Below are 20,662 nucleotides of genomic sequence, written 5' to 3' on the forward strand. Positions count from 1 at the left end.
CTCATCAGGACCGCTGTCGCCAAGGTCGCCGTCCACGACATGGGCACGGCGCCCCAGCCCGTCCCTCAGCGATCCCGCTGCCGGTGTGCGATCACCTCAAGAGGACTGCGGGGCCTCCAGAGCCTCCACTGGGAGCGCGGGAGCTTCCTCCTCCGCCGTGGCATCGGCCGGAGCAGCGTGCCGACGGGGGTGGAACACCCAGCCGCTCAGAAGCACGAACCGCACCACGGTGGCCACCGCGTAGGAGACCAGCATCGCCCCGACCTCCACGGCACGAGGGGCGGACGGCGCGAGCAGATGCACCAGGCCGAGCCCGGCGCTGCTGAGCCCCAGCCCGATCAGGAAGACGACGCCGCCCTCGATCTGGTGCCGCAGCGCCCCCTCCGACCCCACGACCCCGAACGTGTAGCGGCGGTTCGCCGCCGTGTTCGCGACAGTGGTGACCACCAGCGAGAGGGCGTTGGCGGCCAGCGACGGCATCACAGTGCGGAACACGAGATAGAGCAGAAGCCAAGCGACCGTGCACAGTGCGCCGATCACAGCGAACGCCGACAGGTGCCGCGCCAATCCCTTGAACAAGTTCCGCTCTCCGATTCTCTGATGAGGCAGGCCGCCGAAGGGGTGCGCGGCGGCTACACGCCAGTGACGACCGTCCAGGCTCGGTGAACCGCCGCAAGCTAATCAGACCCAACACCATAGAGAAGCTCGGCGGCAGGAGCATACGGTTGGCCGTCACCCGCGCCTGTTCCTGAGCCTCGCCGCGGCGTCGTCGGTGAGGCGGTACCCGCGGACGGACCGCCCGCCCCGGCGCTGGTCCGCCGCGGACAGGAGATCCTCGCCGAGGAAGTCGACGGCATCGTCGAGGCCGCCCGCCGAACCGTGTCCTTGATCTTTCGCAAGAGCGCGTCCGAAACCCGGTCGCCAATAGCGATCTCCGTCAAAACATGCTTGGTTCTCGTATCCTGCTTCGGCCTGATTCAGGGATTGCAGACACAGCGACCCGAACGGTTCGTCCGAACGAAGGCGTAGACCTCGGGGTCTATGACGCGTTCAAGCTCGCAATGCCTCCGGCAAGCCGCCCGAGCCGGGCCGGAGTTGCCTCTCGACAGGGACGATGCCACGTGGAGGACATGATGAGTACCCCTGGCCTTGAGACGACGCCGTCGTCTCAAGGCTGTTTAGTTTGCAGAGGTCAGGGGATCTCCGCGCGGATCTCGTCCAGGAACTTCCGCCACTCCCCGCCGGTGAACTCCAGAATTGGGCTCTCGCCGTAGTGCTTGGTGTCGCGGACTCCGATCGTGCCGTCGGTGGCCCGACCGACCTCGACACAGTGGCCGTTGGGTTCGCTGTGGCCAGATTTGCGCCAGCCGTGGAAGAGTTTGGTCATGTAACCGATCCTGTCTGGTCGGCAAGCCTGTTGGCCACCCGATCAAGGAAGGAGATGCTGTCCTCCGCAGACAGTGCAGCCTCACGCAGGCGATCATATCTTTCCGTGTACCGAACGACCTCGCCCCGCTGCGTGACAACGAGGTCTGTGGTCACGGTGTCGACGATCGCCATCGGAGGATCGCCGGACTCGGCGAACGTGTAGAGGTAGAACGACGACTTCGGCAGGAAGCCCCCGGGGATGCGGGCGTCGTGCAGCAGCACCCGAATTGTGATCCGGTCGACCTCCGAGCCTAGCTTGATCATGTAACGAAGCTGAGCCGACATCGCCTCGGGTGGTACCGCCAGCCGATGAATCAAGCACTCGTCCAGGACGGTTTCGTAGAATGGTCCATCAGCCCGCAACAGCTCGCGCTGCCTATGCTCGCGCGCTTCGGTCATTCGCTCAGGCTGGTATTCGAGCGACCCCTGGTTCTCGTCGAGCTTGATAAGAGCCTCGATGAACGGGCGGCACTGTAAGGCGCCCGGCATCGCGGTCTGGTCGTAGCTGCGGACGGTACTAGCGTTGTATTCAAGGTCGGCCGCGAGTTTTTGGCGAGGTCCCATGGACATCCCGTAGCGGTCCCACCAGCCCTTCTGAGCTGCCTCACGGGCTAGCTTGAGCAGCCGATCATATTGGCTGCCCGTGATGTCGAGAGCGTCGAGTATGTTCATGATCTCGGCCAAGTCTGGGCGGATCTGGGCGTTCTCGAGGCGGGTGATCTTCGTCCGGGAGTGGAAGACGAGGCGTGCGAGAGCGTCTGTCGTGAGGCCGCGACTCTCTCGGAGTTCGCGGATCTCGGCCGCCAGCCGGCGGCGGCGGACGTAGGGGCTGGGCATGGCCGTCCTCCCGATATCGCGTCGAACACAGTCCGTATTGATCGCTAACTCACTGCAATCGAACGTTGCCCGGCAATAGTAGAGTCACGTCCCGACAAAACTCCGTCACGCCAACGCGAGAGCCAAAATCCGCACGTGCAACAAATGGAAGTTGCAGCCCTCGCCAGCCCGATTCGGTCAAATAAGGCCAGTTTGTTAAAGCTCATACCTGGGCGTACCGGAAATGCGCGACAAGTCCCGAGGGGGCGAGCTGCCCCCTCCAGGAGGCTAATTCGGGTTCTCGTGGCACCAGGAGAGGCTCATCGAGGTGTCATGGCCCGTACGGCTCTCCTGCAACGGTCGCAACCACCATGAACGGGTCAGGAGCGCGGCCAATGCGGATGGACGACCATCCAGCTGCGTTCGTCAGGACGATGAAGAGGCCGAAGCGGAGGCTTCGTCTCGCCGCGCCGCAAGCCACTCTTCGGTATAGGAGGTGACCTCGTCGATGAACTGCTCCAGTCCAGCCCGATCGAGATCCATCTCAGCGACGAGGTAGAGCAGGATGAAGACCTGGGCATGCAGAGTGGCCGACAGATCGTCCGGGACGGTTTCCTTCAGCGGAGGCGCGTCGACGGCACGCCGTACCATGTCCTCGGCGACGAGCGGATTGATCAGGTCTGCGTCCTCACCGGCCGCGATCCGCACATCGGCGACGAACCGAACGAGCTGACCGACAATGTAAGTCGGGGCGAACTTTCGACGTACCGCGACTTCGAATGCGCAGAAGAGCAGCGACATGTACCCGGCCGCCGTCTCATCATTTACCTGCATTTCGTCCTGAAGAGGAACCCAAGCTTCAGGTCCCTCCAAAAGAAACGACCGCAACGCGAGAATGTTCTCCTCGCCAATACGAATTTTTGAAAAATCCATTACTTGAGCAACTCTTCGGCGAGCGAACGCGCGCTCTGCAAGAACGCTTCGAGTTCGGCTGGAGTGAACTGTCTCTCGCCCACTATAGCTGCCACTATAACGATTTGGTGTCCAAATTTGACGCCCGGTTCAGCGTCGATCATCTCGCCTTTTCCGAGCAAGTCTCGTATCATGCTTTCTGCAAGGCTGGGATTAATCAGATCGGAAGATTCGTCGCTTCTTTCTCGCATTTGAGCAACAAAGTCGATGATCTGAGAATCATCTGCAACTTCACCGTCTTTTATGAAGTATTGTTCGGCGGCTTCAATGAAGGCTGCTGCTACGAGCGCTGGATAGTACTCGTTGGCTTCATTGGAGTCAAGTTGCTCCATAAGTCTGAGATGCTCGGCGCGATTTCCTTTAAGCTGGGCTCGCAATACTGCGACCTGTTCGTCAGTGATCGGCATGCTCTCTCCTTCTTGAGTTCCTTGCAATATTGATACCGAAACGAATGATCTCTGTCACGACGATCGCCGTGCCTACGGCGCCTAGGACGGTATCCCCGGCCTTGACTTTCTCGTCGGGTGCCTTTATGTGGTCAGTGTTGAGACGGGCTCCACACAATTGCCCTGTCGGTTTTACTCGTTCCAGTTTCTTTTGAGCTGGTGCGGAGAATTTCTCTACAAATTCTTTCGTGTCGTCTGATTTGTCAACGAATTTTTTCAGCTCACCGCGAAGTCGAGATAGTTTATCGGGTTTTCTTTCCTGGTAATCGCGAGAGGCGCGGTCGTCTTCTGGGCGGCGGAGTTCGCCGCGGCCCGAGGTCTCGGTGTCGGCGTCCGGTCGGTCTGGCGGGATCGGTCTTCCGTCGCGGTCGAGGGTTATCGTGACTTGCCCGGCGAACCGACTTCTTTCTATGCCCGTCGATTCTTCTTCGTGAGGCGTTAGTTCTGTGCCGGATTCCTCTCTTTCGCCGGACTGTTCGGCCTCGCGATCGGGTGGGTTGCTTTCGTCAGTGGCCTCGGTGAGCTCCGGGCCTTCGGCAGTTCTACCATGGCCGTCGCTCTGGTCACCGGAAGCTTCTGGGGGCGTGACGTTCTCGCCAGTTCTCTCGGGAGGGAGCGCGGTCTCGTCGGCGGGCTTCGGGTGGTCTGTCTCGTCGCCCTTAGTTCCGTCGTCAGCCTTGGGCTCGGGCGGCTCGGTGCCTTGGTCCGGGGTTTCTGGGCCGATGGGGGATGCTTCGCGGCCGGGTTCGAGGACGGCGGGGTCGGCCTCGGCGGCGGGTTCGATGGGTTGGCCGACCTCCGAGCCCGGCGGCGTCTCGTCGTTCCCGCCCTGGGGCTGGTCGTCGGCGGGTGATGCGCTGTCTGCTGGTGGTGCAGTCGGCGGGTCGCCACTGCCGTCGCCCGAGCCAGAGGAGTCCAGTCGCGGGACGGGCTCGGGCTCCTGATCTTGCGGGCGCGTTACCTCTTGCGTAGGGGGCTCCGCCTCTACTTCGGGGATCCCAGACGGGGACTGATCGCGGCTGCTGGACCCTTCACCGTCGCCGGGTGCGTCGCCGCTGGAAGTGCCACCGTCGTCGGTAGTGCCGGGCGGTGTCTCGGCGGCTGGGGGATGTGCTTCCGGCCCGCGCCCGTCCGATCCCGCGTTCTCGTTCTGTGGTTGGGCTCCGCTGTCACCGCTTCTGCCGGTGGTTCCCTCTCCGGTGCCATCGGCGGGCTGGGTGTCCTGGAATATGGCTCGCCAATGTTCCGCGGTTTCCGCTTGTTGCTCGCGGGTGGCGGCGAGGCTTGCTCGGCGGGAGCCGGGCGGGAACTGAGAAGCCTCGTCCGGGCGGGTGCTCGGCTGCTCGGAGGACGCAGGCTCGTCGGCGGTCCTGCCGTTGTCCTTGCCGCCATCCTGCTCTTTCGCCTTGCCTGGCTCGGACTGCTCGGTCTTGGAGCCGCGGTCGCCGGTGCCCAGTTCGCCCTCGTCTTGCCGTGGGTTCTCGGGCTTGGCCTGGCCGGGCTTTTCCGCTTCCGTGCCGGCGTTGTCGGGCTGAGTTGGGTCGGCGTCGTGGTCCCGCTCTTCGTCCAGCTGGGAGCCGATTTCAGTCTTGCCGGTCTCTGGTTCCTTCTCGGTCTTCGGTTCGGCTTCGGACGGCGGGTCACCGGGGGTCTGCGGCTTCTCCGCGGCCGGGCCGTTGGAGGAGGAATCGGTTGAGGTTCCGTTGGGCTGCGCTTCGCGGTCGCCTCGCCGTTCGGTGCCGGCTTCCGGCCGACCTGGAACCGGCTGGCCCGCTGCCACATAGCTGTCTATACGAGGCGTTTGCGATCCGCCGGAAGCGTCGGCCGGAGGCTTGCTCTCGGTGCGTGGCGGGGTGGGCTTGTCGGGGGTCTCGGGGCCCTTGCCCGGCCCGCCGGGGGGATTGTCCAAGCCCACGCTCGCAGCCCTTTCCATGGGGGGAGGCGAACCGGCCGACCAGACGGCTCACCGGGCATGTCCGTGACGTGCGGGGCCAACGTCGGATCACACCGGCCCCTATGTAATCGCGCACGTGCGAACTTTGCACGTGCCGATAATCCACTCACATCCAGTAGGCGCGCGTATCGCGTGACTGCATGTGGGCTTCGCGCTGGTTCCGTTTGCATTTCTGGGCGTGCGGGGGCGGGTTGGCGTCACAGGTCAGGTCATTCAAGTGTTCCGGTGGTGCGGCTTTCATGCCTAGATGGGTGTTCTGGGCGGCCGTGGAGTCGTGCGGGACCCGCCATGTCTTCGGGGCGGCGGTGCTCACGGTGGACGACTTGGGTGCCGCCCGGTGTCGCTGTCCGGCAGCGTTCGCCCGAAGGGCGCTTCGGCCGTCCGGGCAAGGCGGACGCGGGTGACGTGGCCGTCGAGGAGAAAGGCGTTTCCTCGCCGCTTCGCCCGCACGTGCAAGCTCTGGGCGCGTGAATTCCGCGTGTGCGGAGATCGGATATTAGACCAGCGCTTGTGCTGAATCCCTTGCCGGGGCAAGTAGAGCTCTAATCCTCCGTGCTCGACTGGCGACCGAGTGTGACGATGTGCGTGCGGACGACAGGGGAGACCTGTCAGATCCGCAACGCTGACGTCCATTGCGATCCGAGGTGCTCTGATGTCACTGACCTTGCTTCCGGTAGTGAAGCCGGCGCCGTTGTATTGGCGGCGCTCCTTCCCCGGCGGACCCGAGCAGGCCCGCAACGCCCGGCGGTTCGTGGGTTGCCTACTGGACGGCTGCCCCTTCCTCGACGACGTCCTGCTCGCCGCCGACGAGCTGGTCGTCAACGCGCTGCGGCATACCAAGTCCGGCCAGGTGGGCGGCAGGTTCACCGTGGAGGTCGTGCGGGACGGCGGCCTGGTCGCGGTGTCGGTCACCGACCAGGGCGGCCCCGGTGAGCCCGCGGCGCTGGACGCCGCCGAGCTGGCAGAGTCCGGCCGGGGCCTGCGCACCGTCTCGCTCACCGCCGCGAGCTGGGGATGGCACGGCAATGGCGAGGGGCGGACGGTCACCGCCGTGTTCGCGGGGGAGTGGGCCGCGTGACCGAGCCGGCCTCCTGGACGCACGACCAGGTCCACCTGCGCGTCCACGCGGCGATGACCGCCGCGATGCGCGCCGATCCCCACTCCGTCGACGCCGCCCTCGTCCAGGCGGGAAGCCTCGATTCCGCGAGTCGGGAGTTCGTCGCGCAGTCGCGGCGCCTCGTGCTCGCCTGCACCGCCGCGCTGACCTGCGTCCTCGCCTCCCACCGCCCCGGCGAGGGGCCGCACGGCGAACCCGTCTGCCGCGGCTGCGGGACGCCCGAATGCCGGACGTTGCGCGGCCTCGCCCACGTCCTCGCCGCCTACAGCGTCCGCCCGGCGCTGGTCGACCGGGCCGAGGCGTGGCGGCGCGCGGACGCGCACTTCTGGCGCGGTGGCCCACCCGTGCCGCTGATCATCGAAGAGCTCCCGGACGGCTTCGTCGCCCGCCCCGCCGGCGACCTCGGCGACGACGAGACCCCATTACTGATCATCGACCGCCACACGGGCACGCTGAGCCGCTGGCCGTCCATCCCCCTCGACGTCCTCGCCTGCGAATACACCCGCTACCGAGCGGGCCTCTAGACAGCCCATGCGCGTGAGGCTCACCTGACGCGCCGGCCTGCGTCCGGTCTGTGATCGGTGGTCGGGAGTGTGCCGGTGATCAGGTAGTTGTCGATGCCGGTGGTCGCGCAGCGGTTGCGGAGGTAGGCGGTGTGGCCGTCGCCGTCGTAGGCCAGGACCTTCGAGCCTCGGATGCCGCGGCTCAGGCTCTTCGCCCATGCCAGGGGCGTGGCCGGGTCGTGGGTGTTGCCCACCAGCAGGACGGGTGGCGCGTCGCGGATGTGCACCGGGCGTTGGGGGGCGGCCGGGCGGACGGGCCAGCCGATGCACCCGGTCGTCATGTCCCAGAACTCCGACGTCCCGCCCATGTGCGGGGCCCGCCGCCGGATCAGGTGTTCACGGCGGCGCAACTCGCGGAAGTCAGGCACCTGCGGGTCGATGTCCTGGCACAGGATCGCCCGGTAGGCGGCCGTGCTCGCCGGGTCGTACAGTGCCTGGTCGCGCATCTGGCCTAGCAGCGAGGCGTTGTTTCCGTCGGCTTCGGCGATGCCGCGCGCGAGTCCCTGCCCGAACTCGGGGAACAGCGTCAGCATCGCGTAGACGCTGTAGCGCAGTTCCTCGGCTGTCAGCGGCCGGCCGCCGGGAACCGGCAGGGGATGGCGCTCGGCCCGCTGAACGAGCGCGTCCCACACCTTTCCGACCGGACGTCCGTGCAGTTCGCAGTCGGCTGTCCGCGCGCACCAGGCCGCGAACCGGTCGAAGGAGTCCTCCACGGCCGATGCTGCTTCGACCACCATGCGGCGGGACGGCATGCCGTGGTCGACGACGCCGTCCAAGGCCATGGTGCGGATTCGGTCGGGGAACAGTCGCGCGTACTGGGTGCCGAGCATGCTGCCGTACGAGCGGCCCAGGTAGCTGACTTTTCTTTCTCCCAGGGCGGCGCGCACGGCGTCGAAGTCACGCGCCGCGCTCACCGTGTCGACGTGCCGGATGAGCGGATCGCAGCTCTGCCCTACCGACTTGTTATGGGCCACCATGCGCTCGTACTCAGGCCTGGTACTGGGGAACTGTGTCACTTCCGGGTCGTGCACGGGCATCTTGCAGGAGATCTGTTCGCTGCCGCCGACACCGCGCGGGTCGATTCCGACGATGTCGAACCGGTCCCGCAACCGGGGTGAGAAGAACTGCGGTGCCCAGTCTCGGACCAGGTCGGCAGCGCCGGTTCCGGGGCCGCCGGGGTTGTACAGCAACGCGCCGGCTCGGGCCTTGGCCGCCTTCCGGCGGGTCACGGCCAGCGACAGCTTCCGCCCGTCCGGGTGAGACCAGTCCACGGGCACCGTGACGGTCCCGCACTCGGCGCCGGTGTCCCCGCAGGCCCGCCAGGCGATCGTGCTCGCCGTCGCGCTGCCCGGGACGGCCATCATGGGTGGAATGGTCAGGGCGAAGGCCGCCAGCACAGAAGTTCGGTTCATGCCTGCCGATCCTGCTGATGCGGCGCGGTCGGTGCATCGGCCGGACGGTCGCATCCCGGCGGGTGGGCATCGACCATTTGGAGGAGGCAGGGCCGCTGCGGCGCTACCGTTCGGAGGGGTTTCCCCTTACCTGAGGAGTCGCTTTGATGCCGCCGATGTGCTTCGTTTGTCTACGGACCCTTCGCGACGGGGTGCCGTTCTCGTCGTTCGAAACTGTTCGGTTCGCGCTCACCCCTGAAGAGGAGGCGGTCCGCCAGGAACAGTATCGGGAGGGCTGGGTCGGCCATCCTCCGGAGGTGTACTGGTTCTGCCACGAGCATTTGGCATTGGGCAAGAAGCATTCGCATCTGCACTGGCGGGAGGCTCAGGAACTGCTGGCGAACCAGCGTGGTGAGGCGCGCTGAAACCAGTCCTCGTGGGCCGCGCGGGGTCAGGTCGGCCGATGGCCGGGTGCTCTCGGGGGCCAGGCGGTCGGCTGGACCGTCAGGTGGAGGCCGCCGCGCCATACGGGGCCGGTCCTCGGTGTCACGCGGACCGTGACCGGGACGTCTCCGGTCCGGCGGGTCGGGAACTCGCCCTGCATGGCGGACCGGGACAGGTAGGCGAGGCCCTGCCGCAGGAGGGCTCGCGGCCCCGGGTCCACGCGGGCCGCCCACGGTGGGTCGGTCTCGCCCCGCAGCCAGGCGTAGCAGGCCATCGCGTAGCCGAACTCGCGCTCCGTCAGATACCCGAGCCGCGAATAGCCGTCGTTGCGGGCGGCGTTCAGGGTGCGCTCGTCCAGATCCCCCAGGGGCTGGATGGAGAAGCCCCGGGTCGCCTCGCCGAATCTCAGCGCCGCGTTCGTGCTGAAGACGCCGAATCCGAAATAGACGGTGAGGAGGTCGGTGAGCCGTTCGTGGTCCTTGCGTTCGGTGGTGATCCGCTCCTCGCCGAGGAGGCGGACATGGCACAGTTCGTGCGCGATCACGGCGATCAGGTAGGCGGCGTCGGACGCCTCCGTCACGTCGAGCCCGATGACCGCCCGGCCGTCCTCGACGTAGTAGTGCCCGACCGCGCGCTTGCCGTCGCGGGCCGTCGCGTCCTCGTCCTCGCGGTCGAAGAGCTCCACGGTGAGTTCGGATCGGTCGATCCCCATCTGCTCGCACGTCCGCGCGACCACGTCGTCGATCTGCTTCGGCGTGCCGGTGTAGCCGGCGGCCCGCAGATCCGGCTGGGGCAGGACGATCGGCCGCATCACCGGGTCCCGGCCGAACTCCTGGACGAACCAAGTGATCGACGCCTCGATCCACGCCTGCTGCGCGACACCGACCGGGCACTCGGTGCTGATCGTCGGAGACCACGGCGGGGGCGTCTCGCGTTTCTCGTCCACAAAGGATTCCTGACAGTCGTCTCGTTGCGGCCGTCAGATTTTTATCACGTACTCCGAGCCCGTGGCGGATATTGGCCGTCAATGGCCTGAGGGGTGATGGGAAATGGTCTTGTATGGAATTCGGATGACCCGCGTATCGCCCGTGTAAGTGACTGGTGTGCAAATCCCGCACGTGCGCGACCGGGGCGTCTCGCTCCTGCTTTGCCAGTACGCCGTCCGGGGGCGACAATGCCGGGGTGGACGATGACGAGGAGTTCGTCTGGGACGAGTTCTGGGGGAATCTCTGGCCGGTGTGGCGGCGGGTGCTGGCCGGTACCGACGCCGAGGAGCCGCCGCCCGCCGAGCCGATCCTGCGGCGGCGCCGGCTCACGACCGACTACGCGTGGGTGGGGACGTTCGAGCCCGTCCGCTGGCTGACCTCGGTCACCGAGGCCCTGCTCTGGGACGACAACGGCATGGACCTGGGGCCGCTGGCGGGCCGGCCGTGGGAGCTGCTCCAACTCGCCGGACCCGCCGCCAACATCGATCTGGCGCAGCTCAGCGGCACCCCCGTCCGCCGCCTCATCCTGTCCAACGTCGACGTCGACGGTCTGGCGAGCCTCAAGGACATCGTCGGGCTGGAGTCCCTCACCCTCGCCCACGGCGACTTCGGGCTGCTGCCGCCGCTCGACCGGCTCGCGGAGGTCGTCCTGTACGCGGAGGGGGAGGTCGACCTGTCCGCCGCGCGCCCCGGCCTGCGGGTGGTCCGCCGCGACGAGATCTACCTTCCTCCCTTCGGCCCCGATGAGGTCGGCCTCTGACGGTCGGAGCCGGGCGGCTACTCGACGACGCGCTTGGTCATCCCTTCGGCGCCCGGGTCGATGCCCCAGGTGAAGACGGTGTGCGGGTGGACGCGGATGACGTCGCCGCTGAAGCGGGAGTTCTCCGCGACCGCGGTCTCGGCGCGACCGCGGATCTCGATGCCTCGCACCCGCCACGGCTTGACGGAGACGAGGTCGTCCACGACGAAGGCGACCTGGTCGTTGTGGCGGAGGTTGCGGTATTTGCGGGATTCGGCGAGGTTCCAGCCGCCGATGTCGATCGTCCCGGTCTCGGCGTTGTAGGCGAACCCGACGGGGTTGTTCTGCGGGTCGCCCTTGGGCCCGACGGTGGCGAGGCGGCCGAGGCGCTGGGTGGAGAGGTAGTCGCGTTCGAGGTCGGTGAGGCTCATGACACCAGGGTGCAACCTCAACCGCGGCTGAGGTCAAGGGAGGCGATGACGCCGCGGAGCCGGGGCGACATCTCCTCGGGGAGCGCGTCGAGGGGCCACCAGCGGGCCTCCAGGATCTCGCCCGCGTCCAGGTCGAGCCGCCCGCCGACGATCCGGGCCGCGTAGTAGGCCTCGACGCGGTGCCGGAACCCGCTCGCGACGTGGAGCGGCGGCGCGGTGACCTCGACCTCCAGGGCCGTCTCCTCCCGGACCTCGCGCGCGACGCCGTCTTCGAGGCGCTCGCCGGCGTCGACGTATCCGCCCGGCAGCCCCCAGGCGCGGTACGGGGGCCACAGCCGGTGGCGGAGCAGCAGGATCCGGCCCTGCTCGTCCTGGACGATCCCTCCCGCGTACACCAGGAACGTCTGGTGCCGGAGCCGCGCGAGCCGCCACTGCGTCCGGCCGCTCAGCCGCCTCCACACCGGCGCGGCCAGGCTCCCGAGACGGGCCCGCGCGCCGAACGGGATCTTCATTCCCGCGATGCTAGCGGCCCGCGGACGGCGGGCGGCCGCCCCGGGGGACGGGGTGTGACTCTGGCCACACCGCGTCGGATCGGGGATCTTCGCCGCCATGCCGGTTCGTCCCAGAAGAAAGCCGTGTACGCAGATCGGGGGACGATGTGACCACGACCGCCATGGACCGTGCCGGGACGGACGCCGACGCGGCGCCCGCGAGCCGCCGCGGCGCGCATGTCCGCCTGCTCCGCAAGATCGGCGTCGCGGTGGCCGGAGCCGCCCTGATCGTCGCGGGCGTCGCCATGCTCGTGCTGCCCGGTCCCGGCATCGTCGCGATCCTCGCCGGGCTCGGCCTTCTCGGGACCGAGTTCCCGACCGCCCGCCGCATCAGCGCCGGCGTGAACGGCCACGCGCGCGCCGCCTGGCACCGGATCCGGGGCGGAGCCTCCCGTCTCGGCCGCAAGGGCTGAGCCCGGGCCGCCCCGAGGCGGATGGGGCGGGACGTCCGAAAGACGTCCCGCCCCATCCGCTTTTTCTGCCGTCGCGAATCGCCGCGAGATAGGTAAATGTCCCCGTGCCGGTCATTCCTCTCAGGGGGAGGGCTGTGCCGCCTTCCGCCGCCGCGGCGGACGGGGGGCGGAGGATGCTGGACGGGCTCCTGGGGCCGCCGGGAAGCGTGCCGGAATGGTAGTCAGATCTTGAGGGCGACCGGCCCGGTTTTCTGGATATTTCGGATGGCAATGGCGAATCATGCCAAACAAAGTTGATCAGAATTGAGCTTGGCGTAAAGGCGCTTCGGGTATAGGACGGAAGACACAATTCGATACGTCGCCCGGAGTGTGCCGATGCGTCTTTCCCGCCCCAGTCTGGTCGCCTTCGGTGCGGCGACCTTCGCCGCCGCCTCACTGCTCGGGTCCGGCACCGCCTCGGCGGCCGGCCCCAACTACGTCGCCCTCGGCGACTCCTACTCGTCCGGCACGGGGGCCGGGAACTACGATCCGAACAGCGGAACGTGCCAGCGCAGCGCGAACGCCTATCCGAACCTGTGGGCGGCGTCGCACGCGACGTCGTCGTACAAGTTCGTCGCCTGCTCCGGCGCGACGACCACGACCGTCGCCAGCGGCCAGCTCGGCGCGCTCAGCTCCTCCACGACGCTCGTGAGCATCACCGCCGGCGGCAACGACGCCGGGTTCGCCGACGTCATGCAGACGTGCGTCCTGCAGTCGAACGCCTCGTGCCAGAGCAGGGTGACGCAGGCCGAGACCTACATGAAGAACACGCTCCCCGGACAGCTCGACTCGCTGTACGGCCAGATCCGTGCGAAGTCCCCGTCGGCGCGGGTGGTGGTGCTCGGGTACCCGCGCCTCTACATCATCGTCGACTGGTGCGCGGGGCTGAGCAACACCAAGCGCACCGCGCTCAACCACGCCGCCGACACCCTCGACACCGTCGTCTCCGCCGCCGCGGGGCGCGCCGGGTTCACGTGGTCGGACGTCCGGGACGAGTTCTCCGGGCACGAGCTGTGCTCCGGCGACGACTGGCTCAACGCGGTCACGATCCCGATCGGCTCCTCCTACCACCCGACCGCGCTGGGCCACCGTTCCGGCTACCTGCCGGCGCTGACGGGCTCGGCCAGTCTGGCCCTCCAGAAGCAGACCTGACCGGCGAGGACCGCGATCGCGCCGGCCATCAGCGTCGCGCTCACCCACACGGGCGAGCGGTAGCCGAGGCCGGCGCCGATCGCGGCGCCGCCGAGCCACGGGCCGAGCGTCCCGCCGACGTTGAACGCCGCGGTGGCGAACCCGCCGGCCAGCGTCGGCGCCGCGGAGCCCTGCTCCAGGACGCGTGAGATCAGCGCCGGGCCCGTGCCGAACGCCAGCATCCCCTGCACGAACACCAGCACGACGACCGCCGCCGGGCTTCCGGCCGTCAGCGCGAGGACGGCCCACCCGGCGGTCAGGGACGTCATGCCCGCGGCGATCAGCGCGGCGGGATGCGCGTCGGCGATCCGTCCGCCGATGGTCACGCCCGCGAAGGACCCGGCGCCGAAGAGCGCCAGCAGCGCCGGCACCCAGGCGGAGCCGAAACCGGCGACGTTCGTGGCGAGCGGCGCGAGGTAGGTGAAGGTGCAGAACGTCGCGCCCTGGAACAGCGCGTTGACGGAGAGGGTGAGCAGCAGGCGGCCGTTGGCCAGGGCGCGCAGTTCGCTGCGGGCGGCGCCCGCGGACGGGCGCTCCTCCGGGATCGCCCTGGCGATCGCGGCGACGGCGGGCAGCGAGACCAGCGCGACCGCCCAGAAGGCGGCCCGCCAGCCCCACGCCCCGCCGAGCACCGCGCCCGCCGGGACCCCGGCGACGCAGGCGACGGTGACGCCCCCGACCACGACGGACGTGGCGCGGGCGCGGGCGGCGGGCGGCACGAGCGCGGTCGCGGTGGCGAGCGCGACGGCCCAGAACCCGGCGTTGGCCAGGGCGGCGGCGACGCGGGTGGCCAGCAGCACCGCGTAGCTGGTGGTGAGGGCGCCGACGACGTGGACGGCGACGAAGGCGACCAGGAACGCCAGCAGCGCGCGGCGGCGCGGCCACCGGCGGGCCAGCAGGGTCATGGACGGGGCGCCGATCACCATGCCGACGGCGAAGGCGGAGGTGAGCAGGCCGGCGGCGGGGATGGACACGCCCAGGTCCGCGGCGATGCCCGGGACGAGCCCGGACAGCATGAATTCGGAGGTGCCCTGGGCGAACACGGCGAGCCCGAGGACGTAGACGGCGAAAGGCAAGGGGAGACTCCCGAGACGGCGAACAGGTCGGCTGTCGATGGGGGCTGCGCCGAGAAGGCCGTCCGGCGTCGGCACGGACGGCGACGGCAGAAAGAAGATCCCTCGAATGCGAGGGCGAGGAAGGCAGCCCGCCTCAGGCGGCCCGCCCGAAGGGGAGCCGCCCGGGAGTCAGCGTCTGTCGGACTCGGGGCTGGACATGGTCATGAGGCTAGCAGGGCCCCGGAGGCCCCCCGTACAGAACATTGTTCTGGCATGGCAGAATAATGTTCTATGACGGAGGCCGGACGGGAGCGGATCCTGCGGGCGGCGCTGGAGCTGTTCGGGCGCGACGGGGTCGCCGGGACCACGCTGAGCGGGCTCAGGGCGGCGAGCGGGGTGAGCGTGGGCAGCCTCTACCACCACTTCTCCGGCAAGGAGCAGGTGGCGGAGGCGCTGTTCGTCGAGAGCATCGGGATGTACCAGGACGCCTTCCTCGCCGAACTGAAGGCGCACGGCGGTGCGCGGGAGGCGGTGGCCTCGGTCGTGGCGTTCCACGTCCGGTGGTGCAGGGAGCATCCGGGCCGGGCCCGGTTCATGTTCACCGAACGTCCCGCCGGAAGTGCCGGGCTGGCCGAGCGCAACGGCGCGTTCTTCCGCGAGGTGCGCAGCTGGTGGCGCGTGCAGGCGCGGCACGGCGCGCTGCTCGACGTGGACGCGGTGACCGCGTTCGTCCTGTGGCTCGGGCCCGCGCAGGAACTGTGCCGGCTCTGGCTGAACGGCCAGTGCCCCGAACCGGACGGCGGGCAGGTCGAATCGCTGAGCGAGGCCGCATGGCGGTCGGTGGGAGGTCCCCATGGTGATTGACGCGTGGATGCAGCACGGGACGGTGCGGTTCCTGCGGCACGAGATGCTCGACTCGCTCTGGAGGTGGACGGGGCAGGAGCCGCCGGCGGAGGAGGTCCCGGTCGGCGCCACGGTCGCGGCGATGGACGCCGGGGGAGTGGACCTCGGCCTGATCAGCGCCTGGTACGGGCCCGAGGGCGACCTCGTGAGCAACGACGAGGTCGCGTCGTTCGTCCGGCAGGCCCCCGGCCGGCTCGCCGGCATCGCCTCGGTCGACCTGCGCAAGCCGATGGAGGCCGTGCGGGAACTGAGGCGGTGCGTGGGCGAACTGGGCTTCAAGGGCCTGCGCGTGGTGCCGTGGCTGTGGGAGCTGCCTCCCACCGACCGTCGGTTCTACCCCCTGTTCGCCGAATGCGTGGAGCTGGGCGTCCCCTTCTGCACGCAGGTCGGCCACACGGGCCCGCTGCGCCCGAGCGAGACGGGCCGGCCCATCCCGTACGTCGACCAGGTGGCGCTCGACTTCCCCGAGCTCGTCATCGTGGGCGGGCACATCGGCTACCCGTGGACGGAGGAGATGGTCGCGGTGTGCCGGAAGCACCCGAACGTCTACATCGACACGTCCGCGTACACGGTCCGCAGGTACCCGCCTGAGCTCGTCCGGTACATGGCCCAGGACCGGCACCACAAGGTCATGTTCGGCACCAACTACCCGATGCTGACCGCCGAGCGGGCGCTCAAGGGCCTGGACGACCTCGGCCTGGGCGAGGACGCCCGGGAGGCGTTCCTCGCGGGCAACGCCCGCAGGGTCTTCCGCCTGTAATTGATCTACAATGTAAAGGCGGCGGCCGCGGCGATGCCGCCCGCCGCCTTGCGCGACCGTCCGCGATCTGGACGGTTCTACACGGCGCTTCCACACGGATGGGGGCGTCAACGACAAACAACACGCAGGAGGCAATCGTGGGTCACCGTGAAAGCTACGGCACCATCTCCTACAGGGAGTGCCCTTTCGACGGCAGCTTCGTTCTCACGCCCGCGCGTGGCGAAACCATCACCGTGAAGAAGGTCACTGGCGAGGTGTGCAACGCAGGCCTCGGCACCCTCGTCATCGAGGAGGTCGCCGACAGCGGCCGCCTCCTCAACCCGGGTGGTGGAACCGTCACCATCGGCAAGGTCACCGGCCATGGCTACGTCCGGAACTGGAACGGTGGCGGCGACGGCGTCCTCAAGGCCGGCACCGTCACCATCGGCAAGGTCACCGGCCGCGGCCGTGTCCACAACGAAGGCAACGGCACCGTCACCATCGACGAACTCGCTGGCAATGGCTGTTACGAGAACGTCAGCGGTCGCGCCTTCGTCATCATCGATGAGGTCACCAGCGAAGCCCGCGTCGTCGAGAGGGCGCCTATCGACGGCGGTCTCAGCGACGGCGGCACCGGGCTCGTCAAGAAGGCGAAGGGTCGCAGCCGGATCGTCGTCTGCGGCGGCAGCGTCGAGATCGAGGAGTTCCTCGGCAAGGCCGGCGTCCTTCTCCGCTTCGGCGTGGTCGTCCTGCCGGCGAGCGCCGCGGGCCGCGTCTCCGGCTGGTTCGGCAGCGATCTCGAGCCGGGCGTCGTCGGCGGAACCGTCAGCGCGGTCGTCGAGGCCGCGGTGGACTACGCCGATGAGGACCTGATCGGCGATCGGCGTTACCGCGTCAGGCGACCCGCGCGGTTCAGGTGGGTCGTCGGGTAGCGGCACAGAACCGGAGGCCCGGCACCGCGCCGGGCCTCCAGCCCGACCGGCGGCCCTTCCTCACGCGACGAGGGAGGGCCGCACGCGGGCCGGGCACGATGAGGGAGTCACCGCCGGAGCGTCCGGCAGGCCAGGATGCCCAGCGGGACGGGCGCCCAGAACGTGACCGCCCGGAAGAGCAGGACGGCGTGCAGGGCCGGGCCCGCGGCGATCCCGAGGGCGGCGAGCGCGGCGACGAGGGCGGCCTCGGTGGAGCCGACGCCGCCGGGCGTCGGGACGGCCGAGCCCGCCGCGGCCCCCACCAGGTAGGCGGCGATGAGCGCCGGCGCGTCGGCGGGGCCCACCGCCGTCCCGGGGACGGCGAGGACGCCGAGGGCGAACGCGACGCCGAGGACGAGCGTGGTCCCCGCGGACGCGGCGAGGGTGACCGCGAGGTCGCGCGGGCGGCGGCACAGGTCGGCGAGCCCGGCCGCGGCGCTGCGGGCCGCGGTGGAGCGGACCGCGCGGCGGCCCCACAGCACGGCGGCCGGCAGCAGCACGCCGGCGGCCATGAGCAGCGGGAGGGGCGGCACGAGGCCGGCGGCCCGGGAGGCGTGGTGGCCGAGGGCGTCCAGCATCCGGTCGTTCCCGCCGCCCGGGGCCAGGACGGCGCCGAGGCCGAGGGCCGCGCCCGTCAGCAGAAGGTCGGCGGGGACGCCGGCGACCTGGAGGACCGCCACGGCGACGGCGGTGCGGGGCAGCGGCAGGCCGCGGCACACGAGGTAGCGGGTGTTGACGGCCGCGGCGCCGAGGCCCCCGGGCGTGACGCGGTTGGCGGCCGACGCGGTGAGCTGCGTCATCGTCGTCCTGACCAGGGGGAGCGGGCGGCCCGCCGCGCCGCGCAGCGCGACCGCGGAGCAGACGTAGTGCAGCAGGGACAGCAGTACCAGGACCGGCAGGAACCCCCAGCGCATGTGGCCGAGGGCGGCGAGGGCCGGTCGCAGCGGCCCGGCGGTCGTCAGGAGGGCGGCGGTGAGGACGGCCAGCAGGAGTCCGGCGACCGCCCAGCGGGCCCGGTGGATCCGGCGGACGAGGGACGGCGCCGCGGCGTCGGCGCCGAGGCCTGGGAGCTTGGCGACCGCCGCGGGGACGGCGCCGGCTGTGATCGTCTCCACGCCTCAGTTTCCGATGACCCGGCTGAAGCGCATGCGACCTCCGGACTCCTTCGACAAGAACGTTGCGTGACCTGCGGGAGGGAGGCGCCGCTCAGGCGGCCGGGCGGTAGCGGTCCTGACGGGTCTGGGCGCCGATGTAGCGGAGCATGCTGCGCAGGGCCCAGTGGTTGAGTCCGGTGGGCATCATGCGGTAGCCCTGCCGGTTGGCCAGAGCGAGGGCGGCGAACCGGGCCTGGTCGAGCGGGGACCAGGGGATGTCGAAGCGGTCGCGGACGACCTGCGGCAGGCAGCCGAAGGTGATCAGGCGGAGCGGGCGCTCGATGGCGAGCCGCCCGGCGCGGTCGATCCGGGGGCCGCCGACGGGCAGCAGGGCGACGGTGTCGGAGCCGTGCTTGGCGATCTCCAGGGCGCGGGCGGCGGCGGGGGTGAGTTCGAGCGTGCGGGTGCAGATGTGCCAGAACTTGGACTGGAAGGCGGCGTAGTCGGCGGGGACGGGCCGCATGCTGACGCCGTAGCGGGAGTACCAGGTGACGGTCTCGGCGTACATCTGCTCGTGGTCCTCGGCGGTGAGCGTGCCGGGGTGGAAGGTCTCGGCGGCCTTGAAGATCTCCCAGGTGAACGTGGCGTGCGCCCACCAGAACGTCTCGGGTTCGAGGGCGTGGTACCGGCGGGCGCGCTCGTCCACGCCGCCGATGGCGCGGTGCAGGTCGCGGATGGTGCGGGCGCGGGCGGCGCCGTCCGGGGCGAGGATCGTCGCCCAGATCTGCGGGACGGACCGGTGGATCCGGTCGAAGGGGGCGTCGAAGAACGCGGAGTGCTCGGTGACGCCGGCGCCGATGCCGGGGTGCATGAGCTGCATCAGCCCGGCGGCGGCGCCGGGGAGCAGGGAGCGCAGGTCGGCGGCGTGCCGCCAGAGGAGCGTGCCGGGGCCGAGCGGGGCGCGGGCGGCCGTGCGGGCGGGCCTGCGGGCGGCGGCGGCGACGACCGTGGGGGGCGGGGGCGGGGCGGGCATCGCACCTCCTGCCGGCGGTTGCTTACCGTCACCGTAACGACTGTGAGACAAATGTCAATGTTTGTCGCACAATCGCGCGCCCGGCCGGTGGCCGCCGCGGCCCGGGACGGGTTCGCCCCGTCCCTCCCCGCGAGGCCTAGCCGAGCCTCGTGCGGAGGGACGGGGCGAACGGCCCTGGCCCCGTGCCTGTCCCGCGGGGTCAGGCGGTGGCGGGCTTGTACACGGCGACGGCGCAGGCGCTGCCGAGGCCGATGTTGTGCTGGAGGGCGACGCGGGCGCCGTTTACCTGGCGGGCGCCGGCCTTGCCGCGCAGCTGCCAGGTCAGCTCTGCGCACTGGGCCAGGCCGGTGGCGCCGAGGGGGTGGCCCTTGGAGATGAGGCCGCCGGAGGGGTTGACGACCCACTGGCCGCCATAAGTGGTGGCTTCATCGTCGACGAGCTTGTGACCCTCGCCGACCTCGGCCATGCCGAGCGCCTCGTAGGTGATGAGCACGGGCCGCTAATGTCGTGCAGTTCGATGACGTCGACGTCGTCGATGGACACCTGGGCCTCGTCCATCGCCTTGCGGGCGGCGCGCTGGGAGACGCCGAAGCCGACGACCTGGATGGAGGAGTGGTCGGCGAAGCTCTCCCCGGTGTCGCTCGCGATGTGGTGGCCGGCGATCTCGACGGCCTGGTCCCACAGGTCGTGCTCGTCCAGGAACCGCTCGCTGACGACGAGCGCGGCGGCGGCGCCGTCGGAGGTGGGGGAGCACTGGAGCTTGGTCAGCGGGTCGAAGATCATCGTGGCGTTCTTGACGTCGTCGAGGGAGTACTCGGTCTGGAACTGCGCGTAGGGGTTGTTGACCGAGTGCTTGTGGTTCTTCCAGCCGATCCAGGCGTAGTGGTCGGGGGTCGAGCCGTACTTCTCCATGTGCTCGCGTCCGGCGTTGCCGAACATCTGCGGCATGGGCGCCTTGTCCAGCTCCCACTCGCGGCCCGCGGTCATGGAGCGCAGGTGGTGGTCGATGATGGTGACCTTGGACTCGCCCATGCCGGCGCCGAGCGAGCCCTTCTTCATCTTCTCCATGCCGAGTGCGAGGGCGCAGTCGGCGAGGCCGCCGCGCACGGCCTGGCGGGCGAGGTACAGCGCGCTGGACCCGGTCGCGCACGCGTTCATGACGGTCATGACGGGGATGCCGGTCATGCCGGTCTCGTAGAGGGCGCGCTGGCCCATCGATCCGTACATCGAGCCGGCGTAGGCCGTCTCGACGGCGTCGTAGCCGACGCCCGCGTCCTCCAGGGCGTGGCCGACGGCCTCCTTGGCCATGTCGGGGTACTCCCAGTCGCGGGAGCCGGGCTTCTCGAACTTGGTCATGCCCACGCCGACGACGAAGGTGCGGTTGGC

23 protein-coding genes are annotated in these 20,662 nt (G+C 69.4%); 9 read left to right on the forward strand and 14 right to left on the reverse strand.

The features are described 5' to 3' along the window. Positions 1-96: 96 nt before the first annotated feature. The 6 genes from AB0C69_RS05075 to AB0C69_RS05100 form a co-directional block, all read right to left on the reverse strand. Positions 97-579 (reverse strand): GtrA family protein, encoded by a 483-nt coding sequence (locus AB0C69_RS05075; RefSeq protein WP_360349935.1) that lies wholly within the window; start codon positions 577-579, stop codon positions 97-99. A gap of 613 nt (positions 580-1,192) precedes the next feature. Beyond that, positions 1,193-1,387 carry a DUF397 domain-containing protein gene (locus AB0C69_RS05080; RefSeq protein WP_360349938.1) on the reverse strand — a complete coding sequence of 65 codons (195 nt, stop codon included), beginning with the start codon at positions 1,385-1,387 and terminating at the stop codon, positions 1,193-1,195. Then, the gene (locus tag AB0C69_RS05085; RefSeq protein WP_360349941.1) at positions 1,384-2,265 is read right to left on the reverse strand and encodes a helix-turn-helix transcriptional regulator; all 882 of its coding nucleotides are present in this window, start codon (positions 2,263-2,265) and stop codon (positions 1,384-1,386) included. Before AB0C69_RS05085 ends, AB0C69_RS05080 begins: the two co-directional genes overlap by 4 nt. Before the next feature lie 405 nt (positions 2,266-2,670). Then, positions 2,671-3,177: a hypothetical protein gene (locus tag AB0C69_RS05090; protein ID WP_360349944.1), complete on the reverse strand. Its 507-nt coding sequence runs from the start codon at positions 3,175-3,177 to the stop codon at positions 2,671-2,673. Further along, positions 3,177-3,623 carry a hypothetical protein gene (locus AB0C69_RS05095; RefSeq protein WP_360349947.1) on the reverse strand — a complete coding sequence of 149 codons (447 nt, stop codon included), beginning with the start codon at positions 3,621-3,623 and terminating at the stop codon, positions 3,177-3,179. Before AB0C69_RS05095 ends, AB0C69_RS05090 begins: the two co-directional genes overlap by 1 nt. Next, positions 3,610-5,577, reverse strand: a complete 1,968-nt coding sequence (locus AB0C69_RS05100; RefSeq protein WP_360349950.1) for a hypothetical protein — start codon at positions 5,575-5,577, stop codon at positions 3,610-3,612. Before AB0C69_RS05100 ends, AB0C69_RS05095 begins: the two co-directional genes overlap by 14 nt. 691 nt (positions 5,578-6,268) lie before the next feature. On the opposite strand from AB0C69_RS05100, the gene AB0C69_RS05105 reads away from it, so the two are divergent. Both AB0C69_RS05105 and AB0C69_RS05110 read left to right on the forward strand, forming a co-directional pair. Continuing rightward, positions 6,269-6,694, forward strand: a complete 426-nt coding sequence (locus tag AB0C69_RS05105; protein ID WP_360349953.1) for an ATP-binding protein — start codon at positions 6,269-6,271, stop codon at positions 6,692-6,694. Continuing rightward, entirely contained in the window at positions 6,691-7,257 is a 567-nt protein-coding gene (locus AB0C69_RS05110) for a hypothetical protein (protein WP_360349956.1), read from the forward strand. The genes AB0C69_RS05105 and AB0C69_RS05110 overlap by 4 nt, the downstream gene beginning before the upstream one ends. Positions 7,258-7,277: 20 nt before the next feature. On the opposite strand, the gene AB0C69_RS05115 is transcribed toward AB0C69_RS05110, so the two are convergent. Next, positions 7,278-8,708: an alpha/beta hydrolase gene (locus tag AB0C69_RS05115; protein WP_360349959.1), complete on the reverse strand. Its 1,431-nt coding sequence runs from the start codon at positions 8,706-8,708 to the stop codon at positions 7,278-7,280. A gap of 143 nt (positions 8,709-8,851) precedes the next feature. Here AB0C69_RS05115 and AB0C69_RS05120 point away from each other — a divergent pair, with 143 nt between their 5' ends. After that, positions 8,852-9,112 carry a hypothetical protein gene (locus AB0C69_RS05120; RefSeq protein WP_360349962.1) on the forward strand — a complete coding sequence of 87 codons (261 nt, stop codon included), beginning with the start codon at positions 8,852-8,854 and terminating at the stop codon, positions 9,110-9,112. A gap of 26 nt (positions 9,113-9,138) precedes the next feature. On the opposite strand, the gene AB0C69_RS05125 is transcribed toward AB0C69_RS05120, so the two are convergent. Then, entirely contained in the window at positions 9,139-10,077 is a 939-nt protein-coding gene (locus AB0C69_RS05125; RefSeq protein WP_360349965.1) for a hypothetical protein, read from the reverse strand. Between the two features lie 236 nt (positions 10,078-10,313). On the opposite strand from AB0C69_RS05125, the gene AB0C69_RS05130 reads away from it, so the two are divergent. Continuing rightward, positions 10,314-10,877 (forward strand): hypothetical protein, encoded by a 564-nt coding sequence (locus AB0C69_RS05130; protein WP_360349968.1) that lies wholly within the window; start codon positions 10,314-10,316, stop codon positions 10,875-10,877. Positions 10,878-10,894: 17 nt separating this feature from the next. Here the strand turns inward: AB0C69_RS05130 and AB0C69_RS05135 are convergent, their stop codons facing one another. Both AB0C69_RS05135 and AB0C69_RS05140 read right to left on the reverse strand, forming a co-directional pair. Then, a complete protein-coding gene (locus AB0C69_RS05135; protein ID WP_360349971.1) occupies positions 10,895-11,287 on the reverse strand; it encodes a PPOX class F420-dependent oxidoreductase in 393 nt (130 codons plus the stop codon). Positions 11,288-11,304: 17 nt separating this feature from the next. Beyond that, positions 11,305-11,799, reverse strand: a complete 495-nt coding sequence (locus AB0C69_RS05140; protein ID WP_360349974.1) for an NUDIX domain-containing protein — start codon at positions 11,797-11,799, stop codon at positions 11,305-11,307. Positions 11,800-11,945: 146 nt separating this feature from the next. Between AB0C69_RS05140 and AB0C69_RS05145 the strand changes: the two genes are divergently transcribed. Continuing rightward, positions 11,946-12,251, forward strand: a complete 306-nt coding sequence (locus AB0C69_RS05145) for a PGPGW domain-containing protein (protein WP_345183584.1) — start codon at positions 11,946-11,948, stop codon at positions 12,249-12,251. A gap of 375 nt (positions 12,252-12,626) precedes the next feature. Continuing rightward, positions 12,627-13,442 carry an SGNH/GDSL hydrolase family protein gene (locus AB0C69_RS05150; protein WP_345183582.1) on the forward strand — a complete coding sequence of 272 codons (816 nt, stop codon included), beginning with the start codon at positions 12,627-12,629 and terminating at the stop codon, positions 13,440-13,442. Here the strand turns inward: AB0C69_RS05150 and AB0C69_RS05155 are convergent. Continuing rightward, positions 13,388-14,557: a Cmx/CmrA family chloramphenicol efflux MFS transporter gene (locus AB0C69_RS05155; RefSeq protein WP_345183580.1), complete on the reverse strand. Its 1,170-nt coding sequence runs from the start codon at positions 14,555-14,557 to the stop codon at positions 13,388-13,390. The two genes, AB0C69_RS05150 and AB0C69_RS05155, sit on opposite strands and share 55 nt — an antisense overlap. Before the next feature lie 270 nt (positions 14,558-14,827). Between AB0C69_RS05155 and AB0C69_RS05160 the strand changes: the two genes are divergently transcribed. The 3 genes from AB0C69_RS05160 (at position 14,828) to AB0C69_RS05170 (ending at position 17,110) form a co-directional block, all read left to right on the forward strand. Continuing rightward, complete coding sequence (locus AB0C69_RS05160) at positions 14,828-15,400, forward strand: TetR/AcrR family transcriptional regulator (protein ID WP_360349979.1); 573 nt, start codon at positions 14,828-14,830, stop codon at positions 15,398-15,400. After that, positions 15,390-16,199, forward strand: a complete 810-nt coding sequence (locus AB0C69_RS05165; protein ID WP_345183576.1) for an amidohydrolase family protein — start codon at positions 15,390-15,392, stop codon at positions 16,197-16,199. Before AB0C69_RS05160 ends, AB0C69_RS05165 begins: the two co-directional genes overlap by 11 nt. Before the next feature lie 137 nt (positions 16,200-16,336). Beyond that, positions 16,337-17,110, forward strand: coding sequence for a hypothetical protein (locus AB0C69_RS05170; RefSeq protein ID WP_360349982.1), 774 nt, complete (start codon positions 16,337-16,339; stop codon positions 17,108-17,110). A 107-nt stretch (positions 17,111-17,217) separates the two neighbouring features. Here the strand turns inward: AB0C69_RS05170 and AB0C69_RS05175 are convergent, their stop codons facing one another. From AB0C69_RS05175 to AB0C69_RS05185, 3 genes are all read right to left on the reverse strand, one after another. Next, a complete protein-coding gene (locus AB0C69_RS05175) occupies positions 17,218-18,264 on the reverse strand; it encodes a lysylphosphatidylglycerol synthase domain-containing protein (protein ID WP_360349985.1) in 1,047 nt (348 codons plus the stop codon). Between the two features lie 91 nt (positions 18,265-18,355). After that, a complete protein-coding gene (locus AB0C69_RS05180) occupies positions 18,356-19,276 on the reverse strand; it encodes an oxygenase MpaB family protein (protein ID WP_360349988.1) in 921 nt (306 codons plus the stop codon). Positions 19,277-19,597: 321 nt separating this feature from the next. Next, positions 19,598-20,662, reverse strand: a 1,065-nt coding sequence (locus AB0C69_RS05185) for a beta-ketoacyl synthase N-terminal-like domain-containing protein (RefSeq protein WP_360349991.1), incomplete at its 5' end; no start/stop codon positions are given.

The organism is Actinomadura sp. NPDC048032 (assembly GCF_040653175.1).
In the GTDB taxonomy this organism is placed as follows: Bacteria; Actinomycetota; Actinomycetes; order Streptosporangiales; family Streptosporangiaceae; genus Spirillospora; species Spirillospora verrucosospora.